The organism is Aeromonas sp. R7-5 (assembly GCF_040908015.1).
Lineage (GTDB): Bacteria > Pseudomonadota > Gammaproteobacteria > Enterobacterales > Aeromonadaceae > Aeromonas > Aeromonas caviae.
On the sequence record NZ_JBFOCZ010000026.1, the window covers coordinates 78,893 to 101,851 of the forward strand.

Below are 22,959 nucleotides of genomic sequence, written 5' to 3' on the forward strand. Positions count from 1 at the left end.
TTGTGCAGTCTCGGGGCCGATGCCAAGGAGACAATACACAGAAGGGCGGCTCATGGCCGCCCTTCTGCTGCTTGCTGGCACTTAAACTGGTTTGCTGTCCGGTGAGGAAAAGGGAGCGCAGGAGTGTCTGATCACCAGATCCGGATCCACGGTGATCATGCGGTTCGCGATGGGCTCGCCGTTGATGCGCGCCAGCAGCCGGGTGACGGCGAGGCGGCCAAGTTCCTCTTTCGGTTGATTGACCGTGGTGAGCGGGGGAGACATGAACTGGGCCAGCGCCACGTTGTCATAGCCGACGATGGAGAGATCGCGGGGGATCACCAGCCCCGCCTGATGGGCGGCACTGATGACCCCCATGGCCATCATGTCGTTGCAGACAAACAGCGCGGTGGGACGCTCTGGCAGTGCCAGCAGGCGGGTCATGGCGGCGGCGCCGCTGGCGCAGTCAAAGTCTCCCTCCTGGATCCAGCCCGGATTGACGGTGAGCCCGGCCTCCTGCATCGCCTGCTCGAAACCCGCCTGGCGCTGGTTGGCCGGGGCGCGGCTGTGGGGGCCCGTGATGCAACCGATGGCAGTGTGACCCAGCCCCAGCAGGTGGCGGGTTGCCAGGTAGCCGCCGCGATGGGAGTTGTCGGCGATGAGATCCACCTCGCCGTTCTCCATGCCCCAGTCCATCACCACGACCGGCAGGCTCTTGAGCCAGTCGAGCTGGTTGAACACCTCCTGCTGCCCTTCGCTGCACATGATGAGCAGGCCGTCGACCCGTTTCCTGAGCATCATCTTGAGGTAGGAGAGCGCCGTCTCGGCCTGTCCTTCGGTGTTGCCCAGCATCAGGTTGTAACCCTGCTCGAAGCAGTAGCGCTCCACCCCGCGCACCACCTCGGCGAAGAAGGGGTTGCTGGAGGTGGTGACCAGCATGCCGATGCTGTTGGTCTCCTTTACCTTGAGACTGCGGGCCACCAGGCTCGGGGCATAGTTGAGATCGCGCATGGCGGCGAAGACCCGCTCCCGGGTCTCTTCGGCCACGAAGCGGGTCTCGTTGATGACGTGGGAGACGGTGGTGGTCGACACCCCTGCCAGCGCGGCCACCTCCTTGATATTGGCCATCAGTGCCCCTGCGCAGTCTGTTCAAGGAGGAAGGCATCGACCTCCTGCTTGCTCGGGATGGAGCTCTGGGCACCAAACCGGGTGACGGAGAGTGCCGCCGCCCCGTGGGCAAAGCGTACGGCTGCGTCAAAGTCGGCGCCGGCGAGCTCGGCCGCCAGGAAGGCGCCGTTGAAGGTATCCCCGGCCGCCGTGGTATCCACCGCCTTGACCCGAAAACCCGGCATGAGCGCCTGTTTCTGTCCCTTGCTGCAATAGACCCCTTGGGACCCCAGGGTGATCATCACCTCACCGATGCCCATCTGGTGGAAGCGGGCGGCAGCCTCCCGGGCGCTCGTTTTGTCCGTCACCTTGACGCCGGTCAGCAGCTCGGCCTCGGTCTGGTTGGGGGTGATGAGGTCCACCAGCGCCAGCAGATCCCTTGAGAGCGGGCGTGCGGGGGCGGGGTTGAGCACCACCCGGGTGCCGTGGGCACGGGCCAGACGGGCCGCTTCCTCCACGCTCTCGAGCGGCACTTCCAGTTGCAGCAGCAGGGTGTGGGCGGCGGCGATCATTGCCTCGTGACCTTGCACCACGGCCGGGGTGAGGGCGCCGTTGGCTTCGGCGGAGATACCGATGCTGTTCTCCCCCTCGTCGCTCACATAGATGATGGCGATGCCGGTGGGGAGCCTGGGGTCGAGTTCGACGGCGCTGACATCGATGCCGTCGTTGGCAAACCCGGTTTTCATCTGGTGGCCGATGGCATCATCACCGATGCGGGCGATGAAGGAGACAGGGGCGCCGAGGCGGGCGGCGGCCACCGCCTGATTGGCACCCTTGCCGCCGGGAACGACCTGATAGCTGTGGCCGGTCAGGGTTTCACCGGGGCGGGGAAAGTGGGGGACGCGCAGCACATGATCCGCATTCACGCTGCCGAGGACTACGAGACGATTCATTCCTATCACCCTTGGTTGAGTACATCCTGGTCTGGGTGGACCCAGACCAGGCGGCACTGGCGGAAAAAGAGAGGGGAGGCGAACCTCCCCCCAACAACTTACTTGTTGACGATTTGCAGCGGTACCGGGATGGATTTTTCCACCGGTTGACCCTTGAGCACCTTGTCGGCGGTTTCCACGCCGATGGCGCCGATGAGGGCGGGCTGCTGGGCCACGGTGGCGGCCAGTTTACCCTTGGCCACGGCGGCTTTGCCATCGTCGGTGCCGTCAAAGCCCACGATCATCACCTCTTTGCCGGCGGCCTGCACGGCGCGGATGGCACCCAGCGCCATCTCGTCGTTCTGGGCGAACACTGCCTGCACGGTCGGATGGGCGGCCAGCAGGTTCTCCATGACGTTCAGCCCCTTGGTGCGATCAAAGTCGGCGGGCTGGGAGGCCAGCACCTGCAGCTTGTTGGCGGTGACCGCCAGGGCGAAGCCTTCGCCGCGATCACGGGCGGCGGAGGTACCTGCGATCCCTTCCAGCTGGATCACCTTGGCGCCGCTGCCCAGCTTCTCGGCGATGAAGTCGCCAGCCAGCTTGCCACCGGCCACGTTGTCGGAGGCGATGTGAGCCTTGACGTCACCCTGGGCTGCGCCGCGGTCCAGGGTCAGCACCGGGATGTTCGCCTTGTTGGCCAGGCGAATGGCGTTGCCCACCGCTTCGGAGTCGGTCGGGTTGATCAGGATGGCGTTGACCTTGCGCACGGTGAGATCTTCCACGTTGGAGAGCTCCTTGGCCGGGTCGTTCTGGGAGTCCAGCACCACCAGCTCGTAGCCAAGCTCCTTGGCCTTGGCTTCGGCACCCTCCTTCATGGTGACGAAGAAGGGGTTGTTGAGGGTGGAGACCACCATCGCCAGGGTGTGATCCGCGGCCTGGGCGGTGCCCAGCACGGACATGATGGCGGCAGCGAGCAGGGTATTGAGCTTTTTCATCATTTCATTCCTTGTGTGTGGCGTGGCTTGTTAACGGTTGCTTTTGTTATCGATCATCACGGCAAGCAAAATCACGCTGGCCTTGGCGATCATCTGGTAATAGGAACTGACGTCGAGCAGGTTGAGGGCATTGTTGAGGAAGCCGATGATGAGGGCACCGATCAGGGTACCCATGATACGGCCCTTGCCCCCCATCAGGCTGGTGCCCCCCAGCACCACGGCGGCGATGGCATCCAGCTCGTACCCCATGCCGGCGGTGGGCTGGGCGGAGGAGAGGCGGGATGTGACGATGAGCCCGGCCAGTGCCGACAGCATGCCGCACAGACCATACACCGCGAGCTTGACCCGATCCACATTGATACCGGAGAGGCGGGTGGCCGATTCGTTGCCGCCGAGGGCATAGATGTAGCGGCCCAGGCGAGTGTGGTTGAGCAGGTACCAGGCCAGCAGGAAGACGATGGCCATCAGCCAGATGGGCACCGGCAGACCCAGCAGGTAGCCGGTCCCGAGCCAGGCGAAGTGATCGGCGCCGTCACTGAAGCCGGTGGAAATGGGGCGCCCCTCGGTGTAGACCATGGTGACGCCGCGCAGGGCGGTCATGGTGACCAGGGTGGCGATGAACGCCTGTACCTTGCCCTTGGCGATGATGAGGCCGCTGATGCTGCCAAGCAGGGCGCCGGCACCCAGGGTGAGGGGGATCACCAGGCCGATGGGCAGCGCCATGGCCACCATGGTGGCGGCCAGGGCGCCGCACAGGGCCAGTACCGAGCCGACCGACAGATCGATGCCGGCGGTGAGGATGACCAGCGTCATGCCGACCGCCATGATGGCGTTGACCGATGTCTGGCGCAGGATGTTGAGCAGGTTGTCAGCGGTGAAGAAGTTGGGGCTCAGGAAGGAGACCACGCCGATCAGCACCAGCAGCGCGACCAGGGACTTGTTCTCGATCCACCAGGCCTTGCTCATGACGCCGCGGCGGGAAAGGGTTTGGGTTGTCATTGTGCTGCCTCTTGCTCTGCTTGCCACTGTTTACCGACTGCCGCTGCCATCAGCTTCTCCTGATTGGCATCGCGGGTGTTGAATTCTGCGCTGATGCGCCCTTCGTGCATCACCATGATGCGATCACTCATGCCGAGCACTTCCGGCATTTCGGAGGAGACCAGGATGATGCTCATCCCCTCCTTCTTGAACTGGTTGATGAGCTGATAGATCTCCTTCTTGGCGCCGACATCGACGCCGCGGGTCGGCTCATCCAGGATCAGCACCTTGGGCCGGGTCAGCAGCCCCTTGGCGATGGCCACCTTCTGCTGGTTGCCGCCGGAGAGGAGCTTGATCAGCTGATCCTGACTCGGGGTCTTGATGTTGAACAGACGCACATAGTCGCCCACCGCCTGGCGCTCGGCCTGACCGTCAATCTTGCCGTGGCTGATGAACTCGCCAAGGGCGCACAGGCTCATGTTTTCGCGCACCGACAGCTCCAGCACCAGGCCGTCGCCCTTGCGATCCTCGGAGATATAGGCGATGCCGGCGGCCAGACCATCGGCCGGGCTTCTGGGTATCAGGGCGTGGCCATCCACCGTCACCTGGCCAGCGCTGATGGGGCTGGCACCGTAGATAAGCTTCATCAGCTCGGTACGCCCGGAGCCCATCAGGCCGCTGAAGCCCAGAATTTCCCCCTGGCGCAGGGAGAAACTCACCCCGCGCACGCCGGGACCGGCCAGATCGTTCACCTGCAGGCTGACGGGGCCGAGCTCGCGCACCAGGCGCGGATACTGCTCTTCCAGCCGGCGACCCACCATCATCTCGATGATCCTGTCTTCATCGAGATCGCTCACCGCCTGCTCGCCGATCCACTTGCCGTCCCGCAGCACAGTTACCCGATCGCAGATCTCGAAGATCTCTTTCAGGCGGTGGGAGATATAGACGATGCCGCAGCCCTGCTCGCGCAGTTCGCGAATGACGGTGAACAGCTGCTCGGTTTCGGTGTCGGTGAGGGCATCGGTGGGTTCGTCCATGATGATGACACTGGCATCGAACGACAGCGCCTTGGCGATCTCCACCATCTGCTGTTCACCGATGGAGAGATCCCCGAGTCGGGTATCCGGGCCGTGCTTGACGCCAAGCCGTGCCAGCAGACCGCTGGCCCGTTCGCGCAGCTGTTTGTGGTCGATGCTGCCAAAACGGGTGCGCGGTTCGCGGCCGAGGAAGATGTTGGCGGCAATCGACAATTCCGGCAGCAGGTTCAGCTCTTGGTGGATGATGCTGATCCCCTGATCCTGAGAGTCGCGGGGGCCCTTGAAGTGAACCGGCTGGCCGCGATAGCTGATACTGCCCGCATCGGCCTGGTAGATGCCGGTCAGCACCTTCATCAGAGTCGACTTGCCAGCGCCATTTTCGCCGAGCAGGGCCATCACCTGGCCCGGATAGACCCGCAGACCCGCTTCGTCGAGGGCGCGTACCCCGGGGAAGGTCTTGACGATCCCGGTCAGCTCCAGAATGGGTGAGAGGGGGGAGGTTGTGCTCATTTGCAGCTTCCTTGAAGAGGTCTTCTTTGAAGAATTCAGAACGCCACACCGGCGCAGAGGATCAAGTTGGCGTAGGGAGTCACCTCGCCGCTGCGCACGATCGCCTTGCTCTGGCGGGAGCGGATTTTGAACTCCTCATGCAGGCAGTATTCGATGGCGATGGGCTTGCCTTGGGCGGCTGCGTGGGCCTCAAGCTGATCCACCAGCGCCTGATGGGCGGCGGGACTGATCTGCTTGATCTCGCTTGCCATGATCACCTTCTCCACCACCAGGTCGGTGAGCAAGGCGGTCAGCACGGTTTCAAGGCTCGGCGTCCCCGCCATCAGCGCCAGATCGATGCGCTCGGGGCCTGCCGGAATGGGCAGGCCCGCATCGCAGACGGTGATCTCGTCGGTGTGGCCCATCTGCGCGACCAGCGCGCTTAAGGGAGCATTGAGCAGCTTGCCTCGTTTCATACAGCACCTCGGCGGCCTGGGACCGCATATGGATATTGAGTTGGGCAATCGGTTACGCAACCGGTTGCGTCATTAGGGCGAAAGATAGGTGTTAACCGTTAACGGGTCTAGGCAGTGATGACGAAAATGTGAAAACGATCTCAGTGACAGGGCAATTTCAGAAGAAACGGGTGCCATAAGAGCACCCGTCTGAGAGGCGTCGCCGGATGTTGCCCGTACAAAAAGGCGTACCCGGCGCGAGGAGATCAGAGGGCGAGCGCCGCCTGCACTGCGGGGCGGGCCAGCATGCGCTGATAGTGATCCGCCACCTTGGGAAACTCGCTGATGGCCACCCCGTCGCTCTCGAGCCAGCCTGCAATCACGAAGAGGTAGATGTCGGCCAGGCTAAAGCGCTCCCCCAGTACCCAGGGGCCGGCCAGATAGTGGCGCTCAATCTGGTCAAAGCCATCGCGCATGTTCTGGGGCATCTTGGCCTGCATGGCAGCCATGGCCTGTTCATCGTCGGCCCAGCGGCCGGGACGGCGTCCATGGGCATGGGCGACATGGACGGTGGAGACGAGGAAACTGTGTACCTCCTGCATCCTGGCCAGGAGGAAGGGGTCATCCAATGGGGCCAGCCCGGCGTTAGGAAAACGCTGGGCCACGTAGAGCAGCAGCGCCGGTGTTTCGGTCAGCACGCCATGCTCCGTCACCAGTGCCGGGACTCGCCCCTTGGGATTGATGGCGAGGTAGTCGGGGCTGCGCTGTTCACCAGCGGCCAGATCCAGGCGCTTGACAAGATGAGGGGCACCGGCCTCCACCAGAGCGATGCGTACCGCCATGGCACAGGTACCCGGGGCAAGATAGAGCGTCAGTTCGGACATGACCGTTTTCCTTGTGTGAGAGAGAAGAGCCAGTGGACATCTCGTCCGCCAGCGCGCGCCATCATCCTACTCCCGTTGGACAGAGGGGCCAAGGGTGAGGGGAACCTCATCAAGAAGGGCTGCAAGGCCTTTGGTATCAATGGCTTTCTGAACGGAAGATAACAGGAAAAACGGCTACGCATGCCGGTTCAAACCGCTATAATGTGCCACCTTGGATCAGTCGTCAGTGAATGTTGGACAGTCAATTGAGTAATAGAATGCGGATCGGTGGAACCCTCGAACAGTCCCTCAGCCAGGGATATCGTCTGGACCTGCAAGGGGTGTTGAAAGAGGGGTGGCAACAGACTCGTCGCACCGGTTTCGGACTGGCGCTGGCCATCGCCGGGGTCATGGCAATCTGGATCCTGCTGAGCAATACCTTGCTGACGCCCTATGTCGCCCGTGAAGGAGGGGATATGGATATGGCCCTGATCCTGAGCCTGCTGGTCACGGTGATCATGTCACCCATGACCTCCTCCCTCGACATGCTGGGGTTGCAGCAGTCGGTGGGGGTGCGCGCCCGGCCGAGCCAGGTATTCGACTTCTTCCGCCACTTCCTGCGCCTGGGCAGCCTGAGTCTGCTCGGCAGCCTCATCACCAGCCTGTTTGGCCCCCTGTTCGAGCTGCTGGGCGTGCCGGTGATGCTGGCCTTCATCCCTTCCGCCCTGGTGGGCATGGGGCTGGTGTTTACCGTACCTCTGGTGCTGGAGCGCGGTCTTTCCCCGGCTCAGGCCATTCTGGTCTCCCTCAAGCTCTTTGCCCGGGGCTGGCCCAGCATAGTGCTGCTGCACGGGGTCATGCTGGCACTTTTCTTCCTGGCGCTCATCCCCATGGGGCTGGGACTTATCTGGGTGGCGCCGCTCTACTTCAACTGCAAGGGCATTCTCTACCGGGATCTGTGTGGGGTGGCAGTCGAAGTGACCGAGGTTGCCAGTGGCAACGACGGGCAGGGCCCGGATCATTTCAACGCATAACGGGATACCAGGGGGTCAGCCGGTGTCGACCCGCCCGGAGCATGATGCAAAAGGATGGCATATGAACAAGCGATACGGGATGGCGGCGCTCCTGCTGGTACCCATGCTGGGACAGGCTGAGCCGTCCCTTGAACTCGACTACGGCACCTTCTACAGCCAGATGAAGACCTTCGCCAAGGGGGAATTTGGCCACGCCAGACTGGGTTTTTATCTGGCCAGTCAGCAGAACGGTCGGCGCTGCGGGCTCACCTCGGCCCGGGTCTCGACCCCGGACAGGGATGTGCCCGCCGAGGTCACGGTGGATGGCGAACTGCGTCTGCCCTATGACGATGATCTCAACCTCGACAAGGCGATCGTGGTGGTGGGGCTCACCGAGGCCCACGCCGCCTGCGATCTGTCGGTACAGGTGATGGCTGACGCCCCCGCCACACCCGAGGTGCCGTTGGCCGAGCTCGTCTCGCGCCAGCAGCAGATGCAGCGATTGCTCGACAAGATGGCCGGCATGGTCGGCCAGTATTTCCTGCCCAAGATGGAAGGGGTGCGGATCTCCATGGTGGCGCCCGCAGGCACAGCCTACCTTGTGGAGGGTGCCCGTCAGGAGGCCGTCTCCTGGCAGCAGGGGCAACTGCTGCTCAGCAATGCGCAGCTGAAGGGGTTTGCCCAGGGCAAGCTGCAACTGCAAGGGGAGATCCTGCGCCTGACCCCCTTGCTGCACAAGGGGTAGCGACCCGAGTACGCAGATTGCCAGAATGAAAAAAGGAGCGCCTGGCGCTCCTTTTCTGTGGGTGACGGGGCTTAGCGCACCTCAATCACGTCCAGCATGTCCATCTCGTCGATGTCCAGCAGCGGCGCCTTGGGCAGCTCGGGCGGATCAAATGCCTTGTCGCCACCGTCGATGATGCCGGAGTCGCGGTTGATGCTCTTGAAGTCAAACAGCTGGTGATCGAGCAGGTGGCTCGGGATCACGTCCTGAATGGCGGTGAACATGGTCTCGAGACGACCCGGGAAGCGGCGATCCCACTCCTGCATCATCTGTTTGATGGCCTGGCGCTGCAGGTTCTCCTGGGAGCCGCACAGGTTGCAGGGGATGATGGGGAAGGCCTTGACCTCGGCATAACGCACCAGATCTTTCTCCTTGCAGTAGGCCAGGGGGCGGATCACCACGTTCTTGCCATCGTCGCTCACCAGCTTGGGGGGCATGGATTTGAGCTTGCCACCGTAGAACATGTTGAGGAACAGAGTCTCGAGGATGTCGTCACGGTGATGGCCAAGGGCGATCTTGGTGCAACCCAGCTCCTGGGCGGTGCGATACAGAATGCCACGGCGCAGGCGGGAGCAGAGCGCGCAGGTGGTCTTGCCCTCCGGTACCTTCTCCTTGACGATGGAGTAGGTATCTTCTTCCACGATCTTGAAGTCGATGCCGAGGGTGCTCAGGTATTCAGGCAGCACGTGCTCGGGGAAGCCGGGTTGTTTCTGATCCAGGTTGACGGCCACCAGATCGAAATGGATGGGGGCGCTGGCCTTCAGGCTCATCAGGATGTCGAGCATGGCAAAGCTGTCCTTGCCACCAGACAGGCAGACCATGATCTTGTCACCCTCTTCAATCATGTTGAAGTCGGCGATGGCCTGGCCCACGTTGCGCCGCAGGCGTTTCTGCAGCTTGTTGAAACTGTATTTCTCTTTGGCGTTAAGCTCTTCTAGCATGGCCTCAAACCCGGGACAAAAATAAGCGGCTTATTATAGCCATGTCCCGGGGGAGGGCAAGAAACGCTTATGCAGGATGACGCCTGTCATCCACAGGGCAGCTGTAATCGTCGGGTTTGAGGATGAGAATGTCGCAGTTGAGCCTGTCCACCACGTGCTCGGCGGTGTTGCCAAGCAGGGCGGCAGAGAGGCCGGTACGGCCGACGCATCCCATGATCATCAGGGTGGCATTCAGATCGTCCGCCATGTCCGGCAGCACCTCCTCCGGCAAGCCTTCCGCCACCTTGGTCCACATGTGGTTGATGCCGAACTGATCGGCATGCTCCCGCAGCAGATCTTCATGGTGTTTGCGAATGGCATCGTTGTAGGCGTTGGGATCGAACTCTGGCAGTTCGATGGCGACATTGACCGGGGTGCCCGGGTAGGTGTTGACCAGATAGAGACTGGCACCAAGCAGCTCGGCGATGGCGATCCCCTCGCGGGTGATCCGCTCGTTGAGCACCTTCTGCTCCTTGTCATCGCTCGAGCAGTTGATGGCGGCAATCAGGTTGCCCCCCCGTTGCCAGTGCCCTTCTTTTACCAGCAGAACCGGACAGGGGCATTTGCGCAGCAGGTGCCAGTCGGTGGGGGTGAAGATGAAGGTTTGCAGGAAGGAGTGCTTGTGAGTCGCCTTGACAACCAGATCGTGACGCTGTTCCAGCACTTCCTGAATGACGCACTCGAAGGGACGGTTGTGCCAGAGCACTTTCACTTCGCATTCCAGCCCTCTGGCCCGATAGGGAGTGAGGATCTCGTCGAGCCACTCCCGACGCTGGGCGATGACACCATGGCGCATCTCTTCCCGCTCGTCTGCCGAGAGCATGGCGGTCATCTCGTAAGAGAAGTCGTAAATCGTCAGGAGCAGGGTCAGCTGGGCGCCCTCATCCAGCTCGGCGACCTTGACCGCGCGCTCGAGCGCGATCTGGCGCTCCTCCTCGGGATTGATCACCACCAGAATGTTTCGGTACTTGACCATGTTCTCCTCCTTGGCAAAAAGGCCAATGATGGCAACTCTTTAGCTATTACAGCTTAGTCCAAGGGGGGAGACGGGAAGGTGTGCCGGATCAAATTTCAGGGCGATCCGATCCGGCAAAAAAGGGAATAAACGGGGATTAACCGCAGGGAGGACGAGTGGCTCCGGCCATGACGCCCAAGGCAACGTTGTCCAGTACAGTAATATATTTGCCTTTGACGCTGATGAGACCGGATTTCTGGAAACGGCCCAGCAGGCGGCTGATGGTCTCGACGGTGAGACCGAGGTAGTTGCCGATGTCCCCACGGGTCATGGAGAGGCGGAACTCCTTGGCGGAGAAGCCGCGCTCGGAGAAACGAACCGAGAGATTGTGCAGGAAGGCAGCGAGGCGCTCTTCGGCGTTCTTTTTGGAGAGCAGCAGTATCATCTCCTGGTCGCCCATGATCTCGTTGCTCATCAGCCGCATGATCTGCTGGCGCAGTTTGGGCATCTTGCCAGAGAGGTCGTCGAGCACATCGAACGGGATCTCGCACACCATGGCGGTTTCCAGCGCCTGGGCGAAGGAGGGGTGGGCCTGCTTGTGGATGGCGTCGAAACCGACCAGATCACCGGCGAGGTGGAAGGCGGTGATCTGTTCGTCACCCTGTTCGGTGATGGTGTATGACTTGATGGTCCCGGAACGGATGGCATAGAGCGACTTGAGCTCATCGCCGGCCTTGAACAACTCTTCACCCTTCTGGATCGGCTTTTTGCGCTCGATGATGCTGTCGAGCTGATCGAGCTCGTTGTCGTTCAGGGTGAAGGGGATGCAGAGCTGGCTGATGCTGCAATCCTGGCAATGAATTGCACAGCCACCGCTCTGAATACGTCTGCCAGGTTTCTTGTCCGGGATCATAGGCTCAAATGAATAATTGATTTATATCAAACAAGTTTACCACCATCTCATCCGTTTTGGATAGGGTTTCAAAAGGACGCCATCCCGATCCAGAGGGTGTGGATCCCGTAGGCAATAAGCAGCAAGGCGCCCCCAAGGCGCAGGCTGCGCAGGGTGAGCCAGTAACGCAATCGGTCTGCCAGCCCCCCCAGCGCAAACAGGGTCGGCAGGGTGCCGAGGCCGAAAAAGAGCATAATGAGCGCCCCGCCACTCGCGGAGCCTGCGGCAGCGCTCCAGGTCAGCATGGAGTAGACGAGGCCGCAAGGGAGCCAGCCCCACACCATGCCAAAGGGGAGGGCCTGCCAGGCTGATGTAAACGGGAGAAACCTGCCTGCCAGCGGCTTGATGAGAGGCCAGAACTTCGCACCGATGCGCTCGAGCAGCAAGACGCCATGCCACCAGCCAGCCAAGTAGAGGCCGAGCGCTATCATCAGCAGAGCTGCGATGAGGCGAAGCCATGCCAGGGCGTGTTTGCCGGCGCCTATCTCCGTGGTGGTGGCGAGTAAGCCGCCCACCAGCGCCCCCGCCAGCACATAGCTCAGGATGCGCCCCAGGTTGTAGTTGAGCAGATAACCGAGCCTGCCCCAAAAATGCTGCTTCTCGGTAGGTATGGCCATGGAGAGCGCGGCGGACACGCCGCCGCACATGCCGATACAGTGGCCGGCACCGGCAAGCCCGGCCAGCAGGGCGCCCATGAGGTCAAGGCTGCTGGTCATGGGGCCTGCTTTCCTGTTCTGCTTGTTGTTCAGGGGATGGCAAGGGGCGCTGCTCCTCATCAAACAGGATGTTGGAGCCCTGCCTGTCGAGATCCTCGAACTGCTCGGAGCGGATAGCCCATAAGAAGACAGCTCCTGCAATGACAACGAACAGGATGGCGATGGGGATGAGGACGAAGATGATGTTCATGGCGCAGACCCTGTGGTGAAAGGGGGATGATAACCCGGCGAGGCAAGAGGTGCCGCCACCCGGGAGGATGCCAGATGGCTGCTCACCGGTTGAGCCGCATGGAGTTGGTGACCACGATGAGAGAGCTCAGGGACATGCCAGCAGCCGCCAGATAAGGGGGGAGCCAGCCACTGGCCGCCAGCGGCAGCACAAGCAGGTTGTAGCCGATGGACCAGGCAAAGTTCTCCTTGATGATCTTGCGAGTGCGCAGGGCCAGGGCCCGGGCGGCCAGCAGACGGGAGAGATCGTCGGCCAGCAGGATGGCGTCGGCGCTGTTCTTGGCCAGATCCGTGCCCCCCGCCATGGCAAAGGAAGCGTGAGCGCCAGCCAGCACAGGGGCGTCGTTGATGCCATCTCCTACCATGATGCTGATATCCCCGGCGGCTTCCCGGGCCTTGAGATAGGCCAGCTTACCGTCCGGGGTGACCCCTTTTACCAGCTCATCGACTCCCAGCTTGCGGGCCAGCATGTCCGCCTGGTCCGAACCGTCGCCGGTGAGAATGGTGGTTTGCAGGCCTGCCTCCTTGAAGGCTTGGATCAGTGCACCGGCATCGGGGCGCAGCGTGTCGGCCAGGATGAAACGGGCCAGCAGTCCGTGTTCATCGGCCAGATAGATGGCCAGCCCTTGAGCGGCATTCTCTTCTTGCGCCAGTTTGAGCCAGCGTGCACTGCCGATGCGGTAATGCTTGCCCTCAATCACTCCCTGCACGCCGTGGCCGATGACGGGGGTGACGTCGCTGGCGGCGAGCGGCACCCCGTCCGCCAGTGGTTTGCTTCGAAACGCACGGGCGATGGGATGCTCGGAGTAGGTCTCCAGGGCCTGGGCGAGTGCGAGGCAGCGGGCTGCGTCGAGCTCGCCGAGGGGCTGGGTGCTCACCAGGCTGATGTTGCCCGTGGTCAGGGTCCCCGTCTTGTCCATCACGATGCGGTTGGCCCGGGTCAGAATGTCCAGCACGTGGCCGCGGCGCAGCAGAATGCCGCTGCGGGTCAGGTTGGCAGTGGCCGAGGTCAGTGCGGTCGGGGTGGCCAGCGAGAGAGCGCAGGGACAGGTCGCCACCAGCACCGCCAGGGTGACCCAGAAGGCCCGCTCGGGTTCATGAAAATGCCAGAAGGTCCAGACCGCGGCCGCAATGATCAGGAGCACCAGGATAAAGTGGCGCGACAGCACGTCCGCCAGTTGGGCGATGGCGGGCTTGTCGTCCAGAGCATGATCCTGCAGGCGCATGATCTGGGCGAGACGCGACTCTTCAATGGAATGGCTGACCCGGATCTCCAGGGGGGCATCGGTATTGATGGTGCCTGCATAGACGGGATCCCCGGCCTGCTTGAGCAGAGGCAACTGTTCGCCAGTCAGCATGGATTCGTTGAGGCTGGCCTGGCCCAGGGTGACGATGCCGTCGGCTGGCAGAGTGGCCCCCGCGAGTACCCGCACCCTCTCTCCAACTCGCAGCGTCTTGGCGGCCACCTCGTGTTCGCCGTCATCATCGATGCGGGTTGCCATGATGGGTACCAGGCGCGCCAGGTTGGAGCTCGACTCCGACGCCTTGCGCCTCGCTCGCAGTTCCAGCAGACGGCCCAACAGCAGGAAGAAGACGAACATGGTGATGGAGTCGTAATAGACCTCACCTGTGTTGAAGACCGTGGCCCAGATGGAGGCGACGAAGGCGCCGATCAGTGCCAGCGACACCGAGACATCCATGGAGAGGTGGCCCTGCTTCAGGCTGCGCCATGCCCCCACGTAAAAAGGCTGGGCCGAGTAGATCATGATGGGGGTGGAGAGCAGAAGGCTTATCCACTTGAAGTAGATCATGAACTCCTCTTCCACGCTAATGAAGAGGTCCATGTAGAGTGCCACGGCGCACATCATCACCTGCATGGATCCAAGCCCGGCCAGCGCCATGCGGAACATGTAGCTGCGCACCTCTTTGGCGTAGAGTGCTTCCTGCTGATGAGTCTGGAAGGGATAGGCGCGATAGCCGACCCTGGCAAAGCCCTTGAAAATGTCGCTCAAAGAGAGCTGGGCCGGATCCCACTTGATGCGGGCGCGATGGGTGGTGGTATTGACGTTGATGTAACGCAGACCGCGCAGGGTCATCAGGTGCCGCTCGATGAGCCAGGCACAGGCGGCGCAGGTCAAGCCTTCCACCGTCAGCTGGATCTCGCGCGTAGTTTCGCGACCCGTACCGGTGTCGGTGACGAACTCCTGCTGCACCTCCGCCAGATCGTAGTGGGTGAGGGCGGCGAGCTCTTCGGGCACCAGCTCCCCCTTGATGCCGGGAGCGGTGCGGTGTTCGTAATAACTGGCGAGGCCGCATTCGAGAATGGTCTGTGCCACGGCTTGGCAGCCAGGGCAGCACATCGGCTGAACGATGCCTTTGATCTCGAGAGTAAAGTTACTGCCAGTGGGAACCGGTTCACCACAGTGAAAACAGCCGGTCATGGTGATCATCCCTCTTTGATGCAGCCCTGCAGGCCGGGTCGGGGAGAAGGGCGGCTGACCGGCGTGCCGATCACCCTGCCTTCGTGATTCAACGTCCCTTGGGATCGAGCTCAATCGCTGCCTGAGTCGGCAGTTGTGCCGTCTCCTGGAGGCGCCATTCATGGTTGAAGGCATCGACCCGCACGTGCCACTTGCCGGTGAGGGGCTTGTCCAGCATCAGGCGATAGACTCCCTTGCCATCGGCCGTCAGCAGATGTTCGCTGTCCAGGCCCGCCAACGTGGGATGAAACAGGGAGAGGTGCAGTGCTTGTCCTGGTGGGATCTTCCCTGCCAGGGGAGTCAAGGTCAGCTCCTTGTCGCTGACATTGAGGGCGATACGGATGCCGAGCGCCTCGGCGCGATCGAACTTGCTGAGATCCTGGTTAATCTCCTTGCCCTGCTTGTAGTAGTCCTCCGCTACCAGGTTGACCCCATCCTTGCTGGCAATGATGGCGGTGGCGATGCTGCCTACCACGGCGGCGCAGGGGAGGGCGATGATGAACCAGGGCCAGAATTGGCGATACCAGGGTTGGGTCATGATGCTACCGAAACAAATGGTTAACGAAATGGCGGTAATTCAGCCAACACAAGATAACAAAAAGCCTCGAAGAGTCGAGGCTTTTTGCTGATTAATCACGTGCTTATCACATGTTACTGCTGATTTTGCCGATCGTTGTGGGACAAGCTGTAAACGTAGGAAGCGAGCAGATGTACCTTGTCTTCCCCCAGAATGTCCTTCCAGGCCGGCATCACGCCGTGGCGCCCGTGGGTGATGGTCTGTTCGACCACCTGACGGGAGCCGCCATAGAGCCAGATGTTGTTGGTGAGATCCGGTGCGCCGAAGGCGATGCCGCCCTTGGCATCCGGACCGTGGCAGGCGGCGCACATGGCAAAGCGTGCTTCCCCTTTCTTGGCTTCCACCAGATCAACCTTGCGACCGGAGAGGCTCAGCACATAGGAGGCAACCTCCTTCACCCCGTCCTGACCCAGGATCTCGCCCCAGGCGGCCATGATCCCCTGACGACCGCCCATGATGGTGGTCTTGATCTGGTCGGGTGCGCCGCCCCACTGCCATTCGCTGTCGGTCAGGTTCGGGAAACCGCGGCCACCGCGGGCATCGGAGCCATGACACTGGGAACAGTTTTGCAGGAACAGGCGCTGACCCACCTTCAGGGCTTCCGGATCCTTGGCGATCTCGGTGATCTCCTTGTAGCTCTTGCCGTCAGCCTGATAGGTCAGCTCGCGGAACTTGGCGCCGTAGATCTCGTCGGCCTTGGCGAGTTCCCGGTCGTATTCCACCGCGCGTCCTTCGGCCTTGGCAGACTCGGCCGCCGCCTTGGACTCGGCCAGGGAACGCACATCCTGGTTGGAGCTCTGCCAGCCCAGCAGACCCTTGAAGTTGCCAAGGCCCGGGAAGGCGAGCAGGTAGATGAGCCCGGTGACGATGAAGAAGAGGAACATATAGGACCACCACTTCGGCAGGGGATTGTTGATCTCCTCGATGCCGTCGAAGGTGTGACCCATGGGTTTGCCCTCTTCGGCTCCCATCTTGTCCTTCATGCACCAGGCCAGCAGCAGGAAGCAGCCGAGAATGGTGCCAAGGCTTATGACGGTCACAAAAATGCTAAACAGAGTGCTCATTATTGCTTCGCTCCTGCGTTCTTGTTATCAGCACTGGGTTGCTCGTCATCGGCAAAAACCAGGTTGGCGGCCTCGTCGAAAGAAGCCTTGCGGCGCTTGCTGTAGGCCCAGACAATGATGCCAATCATGATGACCATCAGCAGCAGGGTGTACAGGCCGCGAAATGTGCCGTAATCCATATCCCGACTCCTTATTTCAGGGCATGGCCCAGTGATTGCAGATAGGCGATCAGCGCATCCAGCTCGGTCTTGCCCTTGACGGCCTCACCGGCACCGGCGATGTCGGCATCGGTATAGGGCACGCCGAAGTGATCCCGGAACAGAGCCAGCTTTTTGCCGGTCAGCTCGCCGCTCAGCACATTGGTCTCGAGCCAGGGGAAGGCCGGCATGTTGGACTCGGGCACCACGTCACGCGGGTTGATGAGGTGGGCGCGATGCCAGTCATCGGAGTAGCGGCCGCCGACCCGGGCCAGATCCGGGCCGGTACGCTTGGAGCCCCACAGGAAGGGGTGCTCCCACACGCTCTCGCCGGCAACCGAGTAGTGGCCGTAGCGTTCGGTCTCGGCGCGGAACGGGCGGATCATCTGGCTGTGGCAGACGGTGCAGCCTTCGCGGATGTAGATGTCGCGTCCTTCCATCTGCAGGGCGGTGTAGGGCTTGAGGCCCTCCACCGGCTCGTTGGTCTGCTTCTGGAAGAACAGGGGGGTGATTTCCACCAGGCCCCCCAGGCTGATGGCGAAGATGATGCCAATGACCAGCATGGGGACGCTTTTTTCAAAAATCTCGTGACGGTTGTTGTTGCTCATTCTTTAAACCCCTTCAAATCAGGCTGGCTGTGCGACGGGTTCCAGGGAACCCTTGGGCGCAGTGACGGTGCGGTAGGCGTTGTAGGCCATCAGCAGCATGCCGGTGACGAAGAAGCAGCCACCCAGGAAGCGCACGAAGTAGAAGGGATAGGAAGCTTGCAGCGCCTCCACGAAGCTGTAGGTCAGAGTGCCGTCATCGTTGACCGCACGCCACATCAGGCCCTGCATCACACCGGAAATCCACATGGCGACGATATAGAGCACGGTGCCCACGGTGGCCAGCCAGAAGTGGACGTTGATGAGCTTGATGCTGTACATGCGCCCCTGCCCGAACAGGTTCGGGATCAGATGGTAGACGGCACCGATGGACACCATGGCAACCCAGCCCAGGGCACCGGAGTGAACGTGACCGATAGTCCAGTCGGTGTAGTGGGAGAGGGCGTTGACGGTTTTGATCGCCATCATGGGGCCTTCGAAGGTCGACATGCCGTAGAACGACAGGGAGACGATCAGGAAGCGCAGGATGGGGTCATAACGCAGCTTGTGCCAGGCACCCGAGAGGGTCATGATGCCGTTGATCATGCCGCCCCAGGAGGGCACGAACAGGATGAGGGACATCACCATGCCCAGCGACTGGGCCCAGTCAGGCAGGGCGGTATAGTGCAGGTGGTGCGGACCGGCCCAGATATAGAGGGAGATCAGCGCCCAGAAGTGCACGATGGAGAGGCGGTAGGAGTAGACGGGGCGACCCGCCTGCTTGGGCACGAAATAGTACATCATGCCAAGGAAGCCCGCTGTCAGCAGGAAGCCCACCGCGTTGTGGCCATACCACCACTGCACCATGGCATCCATGGCACCGGAGTACATGGAGTAGGACTTCATGCCGGAGAGCGGCACTTCCATGTTGTTGACGATGTGCAGTACGGCCACCGTGATGATGAAGGCACCGAAGAACCAGTTCGCCACATAGATGTGGGAGGTGGTGCGCTTGACCAGGGTGCCGAAGAAGACGATGGCATAGCTCACCCAGACCACGGCGATGGCGATGTCGATGGGCCACTCCAGCTCGGCGTACTCTTTGGAGGTGGTGTACCCCAGCGGCAGCGAGATGGCTGCAGACAGAATGATCGCCTGCCAGCCCCAGAACACGAAGGAGGCGAGGGGACCACCAAACAGTCGGACCTGACAGGTGCGCTGCACCACGTAGAAGGAGGTGGCCATCAGGGCGCTGCAACCAAATGCGAAGATGACCGCGTTGGTATGCAGGGGACGCAGACGGCTGTATGTCAGCCAGGGGGTGTCGAAGTTGAGGGCAGGCCAGATCAGCTGGGCTGCAATCAATACACCCACCGACATGCCGACGATACCCCAGACAATCGTCATGACGGTGAACTGGCGCACAACGGTGTAGTTGTACTCAGGGTGGTTTGTTGTATGGCTCATCGTTGTATTCCGCTTCCGATGCTGTTGTTTGTGTTGCCCGGTATCCTGGGCCATTTTCACCCCGGTTTTGCAAAATCCTCTCGTTAACATCTGTTAATAAAAGGAAAAGCAAAAGGTGGTTAAATGAAAATCCATTGAGAATGATACTGAAATGACCGGTAAAATAACAGTACAAACAGTGATATATTTGGCTCCAGCGGGTCTCATGTCCGCCAGTTTTTACCTTGCGCCAGATCACGAAAATTACATTTTCAAAGTACCTTACAGAGCTGTTTTTTCATGAAAGAGAGACTCACTTCACGCAAAATCGTCCACCTGTCCATGGTGCTGGTCATTTTGCTCTCCCTGATGGCCTATCGAACCTGGTTTTCAGGCACTGGAAGCGACCATGCAGAGGGCACCAATGTTCAGATTTGTGATCTGTCCCACAGCCCCTGCCGCCTCATCGTCGGGGATCGCCCGCTGACGGTCAGCATCGATGGCTTGCCGATCCGCCCTGAACATGACTTTGTCCTGCGCCTTCAAGGGGGTGTGCCGGCCATCACGCCGGTCAAGGCCTGGCTCGAGGGCAAGGATATGTTCATGGGGCTCATCCCCGTGCTGTTTGAACCCAGCCAAACGGGGTGGCGAGGGGTGACCCAGGTGGGAAGTTGTACGACCGAGGCGATGGACTGGCTGCTGACCATCGAGTGGAGCAATGGCCAGCGCCATCAACTGACGTTGGGCGCGGCACGTTGAACGGACTCTCATCGGGCCCCAGGAGGGGGGATAATTGAAAATTGATTTGAAATTTTCAGGCAGGACGGTACCTTGCATTGATTATCAAGGAGTGAAGTTCATTTAATCATGATTGAAAAACAAGCATTTTATCGCACGCTCAACCAGCAGGCCCAGGCATTGCTGGAGGGCGAACCCGACATGATCGCCACCCTGGCAAACCTGTCTGCCCTGCTCAATCAGGAACTGGCTGACATCAACTGGGTTGGTTTCTACCTGCTGCAAGGAGAGACCCTGGTGCTCGGCCCGTTCCAGGGCAAGCCGGCCTGTGTGCGCATCCCGGTCGGGCGCGGCGTCTGTGGCACTGCGGTGGCCGAGGGCAAGACCCAGCTGGTGGACGACGTTCACCAGTTCGCGGGGCACATTGCGTGCGATGGGGCCAGCAACTCGGAAATCGTGATCCCGCTGCACCGTGGCGGGGAGATCATCGGGGTGCTGGACATCGACAGTCCAATTTTTAACCGCTTTGACGAGCAGGACCGGATTGGCCTCGAAGAAACGGTGCAAATTTTGGAAAGCATGCTCTAAGTCATTGCTAGATGGTTCGCAAAAGGTCCCAAGCTCTCTATAATGGGGCCTTTGTTGTGTTCGGGCATGCCCGTGCGTCTATATGAAAGCCAAGGTTATACATGGAAAACACTGAAAAGCTGAAGAACAGTAAAGAGATCGTCGCCTACCTGGTCGAGAAATTCCCGGCCTGCTTCATCGCTGAAGGAGAGGCCAAGCCACTCAAGATTGGCATCTTCCAGGATCTGGCCGCGCGTCTTGCTGATGACGAGAGAGTCTCCAAGACCATGCTGCGCTCTGCTCTGCGTCAATACACCTCCAGCTGGCGTTACCTGCATGGCCTCAAGGCTGGCCAGGCCCGTGTCGATCTGGACGGCAACCCGGGCGAGCTGCTCACCGAAGAGCACATCGAGCATGCCAAACAGGCGCTCAAGGAGAGCAAGGAACGTGTCTTTGCCAGCCGCCGCACCAACACCAAGGAGAAGGAAGACAAGCCCAAGCAGCCGCGTCGCAACGCGCCGCGCAAGGCTGACGCTCCCCGCTCCGACAAGCCCAAGTCCGCCCCTGCTCCCAAGGCTGCACCGGTCGCCGATGCGCCGCTGGTGAAAGTGGATGCCGCTACTCTGAAAGTCGAGCAGGGCGTGCGCGTCGTGCTGGGCAAGTCCCCCGTGCCTGCGACCATCAAGGAAGTGACCAAGGATGACGTACAGGTTCAATTGCAGACCGGCATGATGTTGCGGGTCAAGTTCGAGCATCTGGTTCTCTAAGGAGACGAATGTTGAAGCATGGCGTGATTCGTTTTTCACTCGTTGCCTGTAGCCTGGCGCTTGCCGGGCTCGCACAGGCCATCGAGCCGGTGCTCAAGGAAAGTGATTTGCCTGTGTTGGCTCAAGAGAGCCAACATGCTACGGCCAGCAAGCGAATTGCCAATCTGTTTACCCGCTCCCACTACAAACAGTTCAAGCTGGACGACGCCTTTTCCTCCGTGATCTTTGACAAGTATCTGGAGAATCTGGACTACAGCCGCAACCTGTTTCTGGCCTCTGACATCAGCCGTTTTGAGAAATATCGTACCGGTTTTGACACCGACCTCGAGCGAGGGCGACTGGCTCCGGCCTACGAGATGTTCAACCTGAGTCAGCAGCGGCGGTACGAGCGGTTCGAATACGCCCTCAAACTGCTCGACACTCCCTTCGATTTTACCCAGAAAGACAATTACGTCTTCGATCGGGAAGGGGCTCCCTGGCCCAAGGATGAAGCCGAGCTCAACGAGCTGTGGCGTCAGCGGGTCAAGTTCGATGCCCTGAGCCTCAAGCTCAGCGGCAAGGAGTGGCCCGAGATCAAGGAGCTGCTTGGCAAGCGTTACAACAACGCCATCAAGCGGATGTCCCAGACCGAGAGCGAGGACGTGTTCCAGCTCTTCATGAACTCCTTCGCCCGCGCCATCGAACCGCACACCAGCTATCTGTCTCCGCGCAGCGCCGATCGGTTCAACACCGAGATGAACCTCTCGCTGGAGGGGATTGGTGCCGTGCTGCAGGCGGAAGATGACTTCACCGTCATCCGCTCCCTGGTGCCAGGCGGCCCGGCGGCCAAGTCCAATCACCTGAAACCCGATGACAAGATCACCGGGGTGGGGCAGGACGACGGCAAGATCGTGGATGTCATTGGCTGGCGTCTTGACGACGTGGTCGAGCTCATCAAGGGGCCCAAGGGCAGCAAGGTGAAGCTGGAGATCCAGCGCGGCAAGGGCGCGACCGCCAAGACCGAGCTGGTGGAGCTGGTGCGTGACAAGGTGCGTCTGGAAGACAGAGCCGCCAAGTCCAAGGTGATCACCGCCGAGGGCAAGAAGATCGGCGTGCTCGAGATCCCGAGCTTCTACGTCAACCTGCACGACGACGTGATCAAGGAGATCTCCAGCCTCAACAAGCAGAAGATCGACGGCCTCATCGTCGATCTGCGCGGCAACGGCGGCGGTGCCTTGACGGAAGCCTCCGCCCTGAGCGGTCTATTCTTTGCCAGCGGCCCCGTGGTGCAGATCCGTGATCACATGGGTCGCATCACCGTCAATGGTGACGACGACGGCAATGTCTACTACGGTGGCCCCATGTCGGTGATGATCGACCGCTACAGCGCCTCGGCCTCCGAGATCTTCGCCGCCGCCATGCAGGACTATGGTCGTGCGCTGATCCTCGGCGAAAACTCGTTCGGCAAGGGGACGGTGCAGCAGCATCGCAGCCTCGCCAAGGTCTATGACTTCTACGAGCAGCCGCTGGGTCACGTGCAGTACACCATCGCCAAGTTCTACCGTATCGATGGCGGCAGTACCCAGAACAAAGGGGTTGCACCCGATATCGCCTTCCCGACTGCGGTAGCGCCGGGTGAGACGGGGGAGAGCCGCGAGTTCAACGCCTTGCCCTGGGACAAGATCGCCTCGGCCAGCTACGAGCGACTGGGGGACTTCTCCAGTCTGTTGCCCAAGCTGAAAGCGGCCCACGAGGCTCGGATCACCAAGGATCCGGAATTTGCCTATGTGCTGCAGGACATCAAGGAGTATCAGGCGGACAAGGACAAGAAGTCGGTCTCCCTGAACGAAGCCGAGCGGCTGGCTGAACAGGCCAAACAGGACGAGAAGGCGCTGGCGCGAGCCAACGAGCGGCTGACCCGTCTTGGCAAGCCGACGGTGAAGAGCCTGGATGAACTGCCGACCGATTTCGAGGCACCTGACGAATACCAGGTGGAAGCGGCCAACATCACGGCGGATCTGGCCACCCTCAGCAAGAAGAGCTGATGCTGGCAACGAAATGACAAGGGCGACTCGGGTCGCCCTTTCTTTTGCCTGA

Annotated in this window: 24 protein-coding genes; 6 read left to right on the plus strand and 18 right to left on the minus strand. The window is 60.9% G+C overall.

What is annotated here, in order from left to right:
• Nucleotides 1–81 precede the first annotated feature (81 nt).
• From AB5Y53_RS08995 to AB5Y53_RS09025, 7 genes are all read right to left on the minus strand, one after another.
• Entirely contained in the window at nucleotides 82–1,107 is a 1,026-nt protein-coding gene (locus AB5Y53_RS08995) for a substrate-binding domain-containing protein (protein WP_041211440.1), read from the minus strand.
• Nucleotides 1,107–2,039: a ribokinase gene (rbsK, locus tag AB5Y53_RS09000; RefSeq protein ID WP_368181713.1), complete on the minus strand. Its 933-nt coding sequence runs from the start codon at nucleotides 2,037–2,039 to the stop codon at nucleotides 1,107–1,109. The genes AB5Y53_RS08995 and rbsK overlap by 1 nt, the downstream gene beginning before the upstream one ends.
• 98 nt (nucleotides 2,040–2,137) lie before the next feature.
• Nucleotides 2,138–3,013: a ribose ABC transporter substrate-binding protein RbsB gene (gene rbsB / locus AB5Y53_RS09005; RefSeq protein WP_010674790.1), complete on the minus strand. Its 876-nt coding sequence runs from the start codon at nucleotides 3,011–3,013 to the stop codon at nucleotides 2,138–2,140.
• A 30-nt stretch (nucleotides 3,014–3,043) separates the two neighbouring features.
• On the minus strand, nucleotides 3,044–4,012 hold the full coding sequence (gene rbsC / locus AB5Y53_RS09010) for a ribose ABC transporter permease (protein ID WP_368181716.1): 969 nt from the start codon (nucleotides 4,010–4,012) through the stop codon (nucleotides 3,044–3,046).
• Nucleotides 4,009–5,538, minus strand: coding sequence for a ribose ABC transporter ATP-binding protein RbsA (rbsA, locus tag AB5Y53_RS09015; protein ID WP_368181718.1), 1,530 nt, complete (start codon nucleotides 5,536–5,538; stop codon nucleotides 4,009–4,011). Before rbsA ends, rbsC begins: the two co-directional genes overlap by 4 nt.
• Before the next feature lie 35 nt (nucleotides 5,539–5,573).
• Entirely contained in the window at nucleotides 5,574–5,993 is a 420-nt protein-coding gene (gene rbsD, locus AB5Y53_RS09020) for a D-ribose pyranase (RefSeq protein WP_201969092.1), read from the minus strand.
• Nucleotides 5,994–6,238: 245 nt separating this feature from the next.
• The gene (locus AB5Y53_RS09025; RefSeq protein ID WP_039040777.1) at nucleotides 6,239–6,856 is read right to left on the minus strand and encodes a glutathione S-transferase family protein; all 618 of its coding nucleotides are present in this window, start codon (nucleotides 6,854–6,856) and stop codon (nucleotides 6,239–6,241) included.
• A 257-nt stretch (nucleotides 6,857–7,113) separates the two neighbouring features.
• On the opposite strand from AB5Y53_RS09025, the gene AB5Y53_RS09030 reads away from it, so the two are divergent.
• Both AB5Y53_RS09030 and AB5Y53_RS09035 read left to right on the plus strand, forming a co-directional pair.
• The gene (locus AB5Y53_RS09030; RefSeq protein WP_042017089.1) at nucleotides 7,114–7,869 is read left to right on the plus strand and encodes a hypothetical protein; all 756 of its coding nucleotides are present in this window, start codon (nucleotides 7,114–7,116) and stop codon (nucleotides 7,867–7,869) included.
• Between the two features lie 61 nt (nucleotides 7,870–7,930).
• Nucleotides 7,931–8,593 carry a DUF2987 domain-containing protein gene (locus tag AB5Y53_RS09035; RefSeq protein WP_368181721.1) on the plus strand — a complete coding sequence of 221 codons (663 nt, stop codon included), beginning with the start codon at nucleotides 7,931–7,933 and terminating at the stop codon, nucleotides 8,591–8,593.
• A gap of 71 nt (nucleotides 8,594–8,664) precedes the next feature.
• Here the strand turns inward: AB5Y53_RS09035 and ttcA are convergent, their stop codons facing one another.
• The 11 genes from ttcA to ccoN form a co-directional block, all read right to left on the minus strand.
• Nucleotides 8,665–9,573, minus strand: coding sequence for a tRNA 2-thiocytidine(32) synthetase TtcA (gene ttcA / locus AB5Y53_RS09040; protein ID WP_010674783.1), 909 nt, complete (start codon nucleotides 9,571–9,573; stop codon nucleotides 8,665–8,667).
• Nucleotides 9,574–9,640: 67 nt separating this feature from the next.
• The gene (uspE, locus tag AB5Y53_RS09045) at nucleotides 9,641–10,588 is read right to left on the minus strand and encodes a universal stress protein UspE (protein ID WP_039040780.1); all 948 of its coding nucleotides are present in this window, start codon (nucleotides 10,586–10,588) and stop codon (nucleotides 9,641–9,643) included.
• A 136-nt stretch (nucleotides 10,589–10,724) separates the two neighbouring features.
• The gene (locus AB5Y53_RS09050) at nucleotides 10,725–11,480 is read right to left on the minus strand and encodes an FNR family transcription factor (protein ID WP_041215139.1); all 756 of its coding nucleotides are present in this window, start codon (nucleotides 11,478–11,480) and stop codon (nucleotides 10,725–10,727) included.
• A 68-nt stretch (nucleotides 11,481–11,548) separates the two neighbouring features.
• Nucleotides 11,549–12,235: a sulfite exporter TauE/SafE family protein gene (locus AB5Y53_RS09055; protein WP_368181723.1), complete on the minus strand. Its 687-nt coding sequence runs from the start codon at nucleotides 12,233–12,235 to the stop codon at nucleotides 11,549–11,551.
• Nucleotides 12,219–12,425, minus strand: coding sequence for a cbb3-type cytochrome oxidase assembly protein CcoS (gene ccoS, locus AB5Y53_RS09060; protein ID WP_368181726.1), 207 nt, complete (start codon nucleotides 12,423–12,425; stop codon nucleotides 12,219–12,221). Before ccoS ends, AB5Y53_RS09055 begins: the two co-directional genes overlap by 17 nt.
• 82 nt (nucleotides 12,426–12,507) lie before the next feature.
• Nucleotides 12,508–14,904 carry a heavy metal translocating P-type ATPase gene (locus AB5Y53_RS09065; protein ID WP_368181729.1) on the minus strand — a complete coding sequence of 799 codons (2,397 nt, stop codon included), beginning with the start codon at nucleotides 14,902–14,904 and terminating at the stop codon, nucleotides 12,508–12,510.
• A gap of 88 nt (nucleotides 14,905–14,992) precedes the next feature.
• Nucleotides 14,993–15,481: a FixH family protein gene (locus AB5Y53_RS09070; RefSeq protein ID WP_039040784.1), complete on the minus strand. Its 489-nt coding sequence runs from the start codon at nucleotides 15,479–15,481 to the stop codon at nucleotides 14,993–14,995.
• A gap of 113 nt (nucleotides 15,482–15,594) precedes the next feature.
• Nucleotides 15,595–16,584 (minus strand): cytochrome-c oxidase, cbb3-type subunit III, encoded by a 990-nt coding sequence (gene ccoP / locus AB5Y53_RS09075; protein WP_039040785.1) that lies wholly within the window; start codon nucleotides 16,582–16,584, stop codon nucleotides 15,595–15,597.
• On the minus strand, nucleotides 16,584–16,763 hold the full coding sequence (locus tag AB5Y53_RS09080; protein WP_010674775.1) for a CcoQ/FixQ family Cbb3-type cytochrome c oxidase assembly chaperone: 180 nt from the start codon (nucleotides 16,761–16,763) through the stop codon (nucleotides 16,584–16,586). Before AB5Y53_RS09080 ends, ccoP begins: the two co-directional genes overlap by 1 nt.
• Before the next feature lie 11 nt (nucleotides 16,764–16,774).
• Nucleotides 16,775–17,389 carry a cytochrome-c oxidase, cbb3-type subunit II gene (gene ccoO / locus AB5Y53_RS09085; RefSeq protein ID WP_010674774.1) on the minus strand — a complete coding sequence of 205 codons (615 nt, stop codon included), beginning with the start codon at nucleotides 17,387–17,389 and terminating at the stop codon, nucleotides 16,775–16,777.
• Nucleotides 17,390–17,407: 18 nt separating this feature from the next.
• Nucleotides 17,408–18,832, minus strand: coding sequence for a cytochrome-c oxidase, cbb3-type subunit I (gene ccoN, locus AB5Y53_RS09090; protein WP_010674773.1), 1,425 nt, complete (start codon nucleotides 18,830–18,832; stop codon nucleotides 17,408–17,410).
• A gap of 279 nt (nucleotides 18,833–19,111) precedes the next feature.
• Here ccoN and AB5Y53_RS09095 point away from each other — a divergent pair, with 279 nt between their 5' ends.
• The 4 genes from AB5Y53_RS09095 (at nucleotide 19,112) to prc (ending at nucleotide 22,907) form a co-directional block, all read left to right on the plus strand.
• Nucleotides 19,112–19,570, plus strand: a complete 459-nt coding sequence (locus AB5Y53_RS09095) for a hypothetical protein (protein ID WP_124243803.1) — start codon at nucleotides 19,112–19,114, stop codon at nucleotides 19,568–19,570.
• Between the two features lie 108 nt (nucleotides 19,571–19,678).
• Nucleotides 19,679–20,137 (plus strand): GAF domain-containing protein, encoded by a 459-nt coding sequence (locus tag AB5Y53_RS09100; protein ID WP_139736345.1) that lies wholly within the window; start codon nucleotides 19,679–19,681, stop codon nucleotides 20,135–20,137.
• A gap of 101 nt (nucleotides 20,138–20,238) precedes the next feature.
• Entirely contained in the window at nucleotides 20,239–20,883 is a 645-nt protein-coding gene (gene proQ / locus AB5Y53_RS09105) for an RNA chaperone ProQ (RefSeq protein ID WP_010674770.1), read from the plus strand.
• Nucleotides 20,884–20,891: 8 nt separating this feature from the next.
• Nucleotides 20,892–22,907, plus strand: coding sequence for a carboxy terminal-processing peptidase (prc, locus tag AB5Y53_RS09110; RefSeq protein ID WP_041211433.1), 2,016 nt, complete (start codon nucleotides 20,892–20,894; stop codon nucleotides 22,905–22,907).
• Nucleotides 22,908–22,959: the final 52 nt, after the last annotated feature.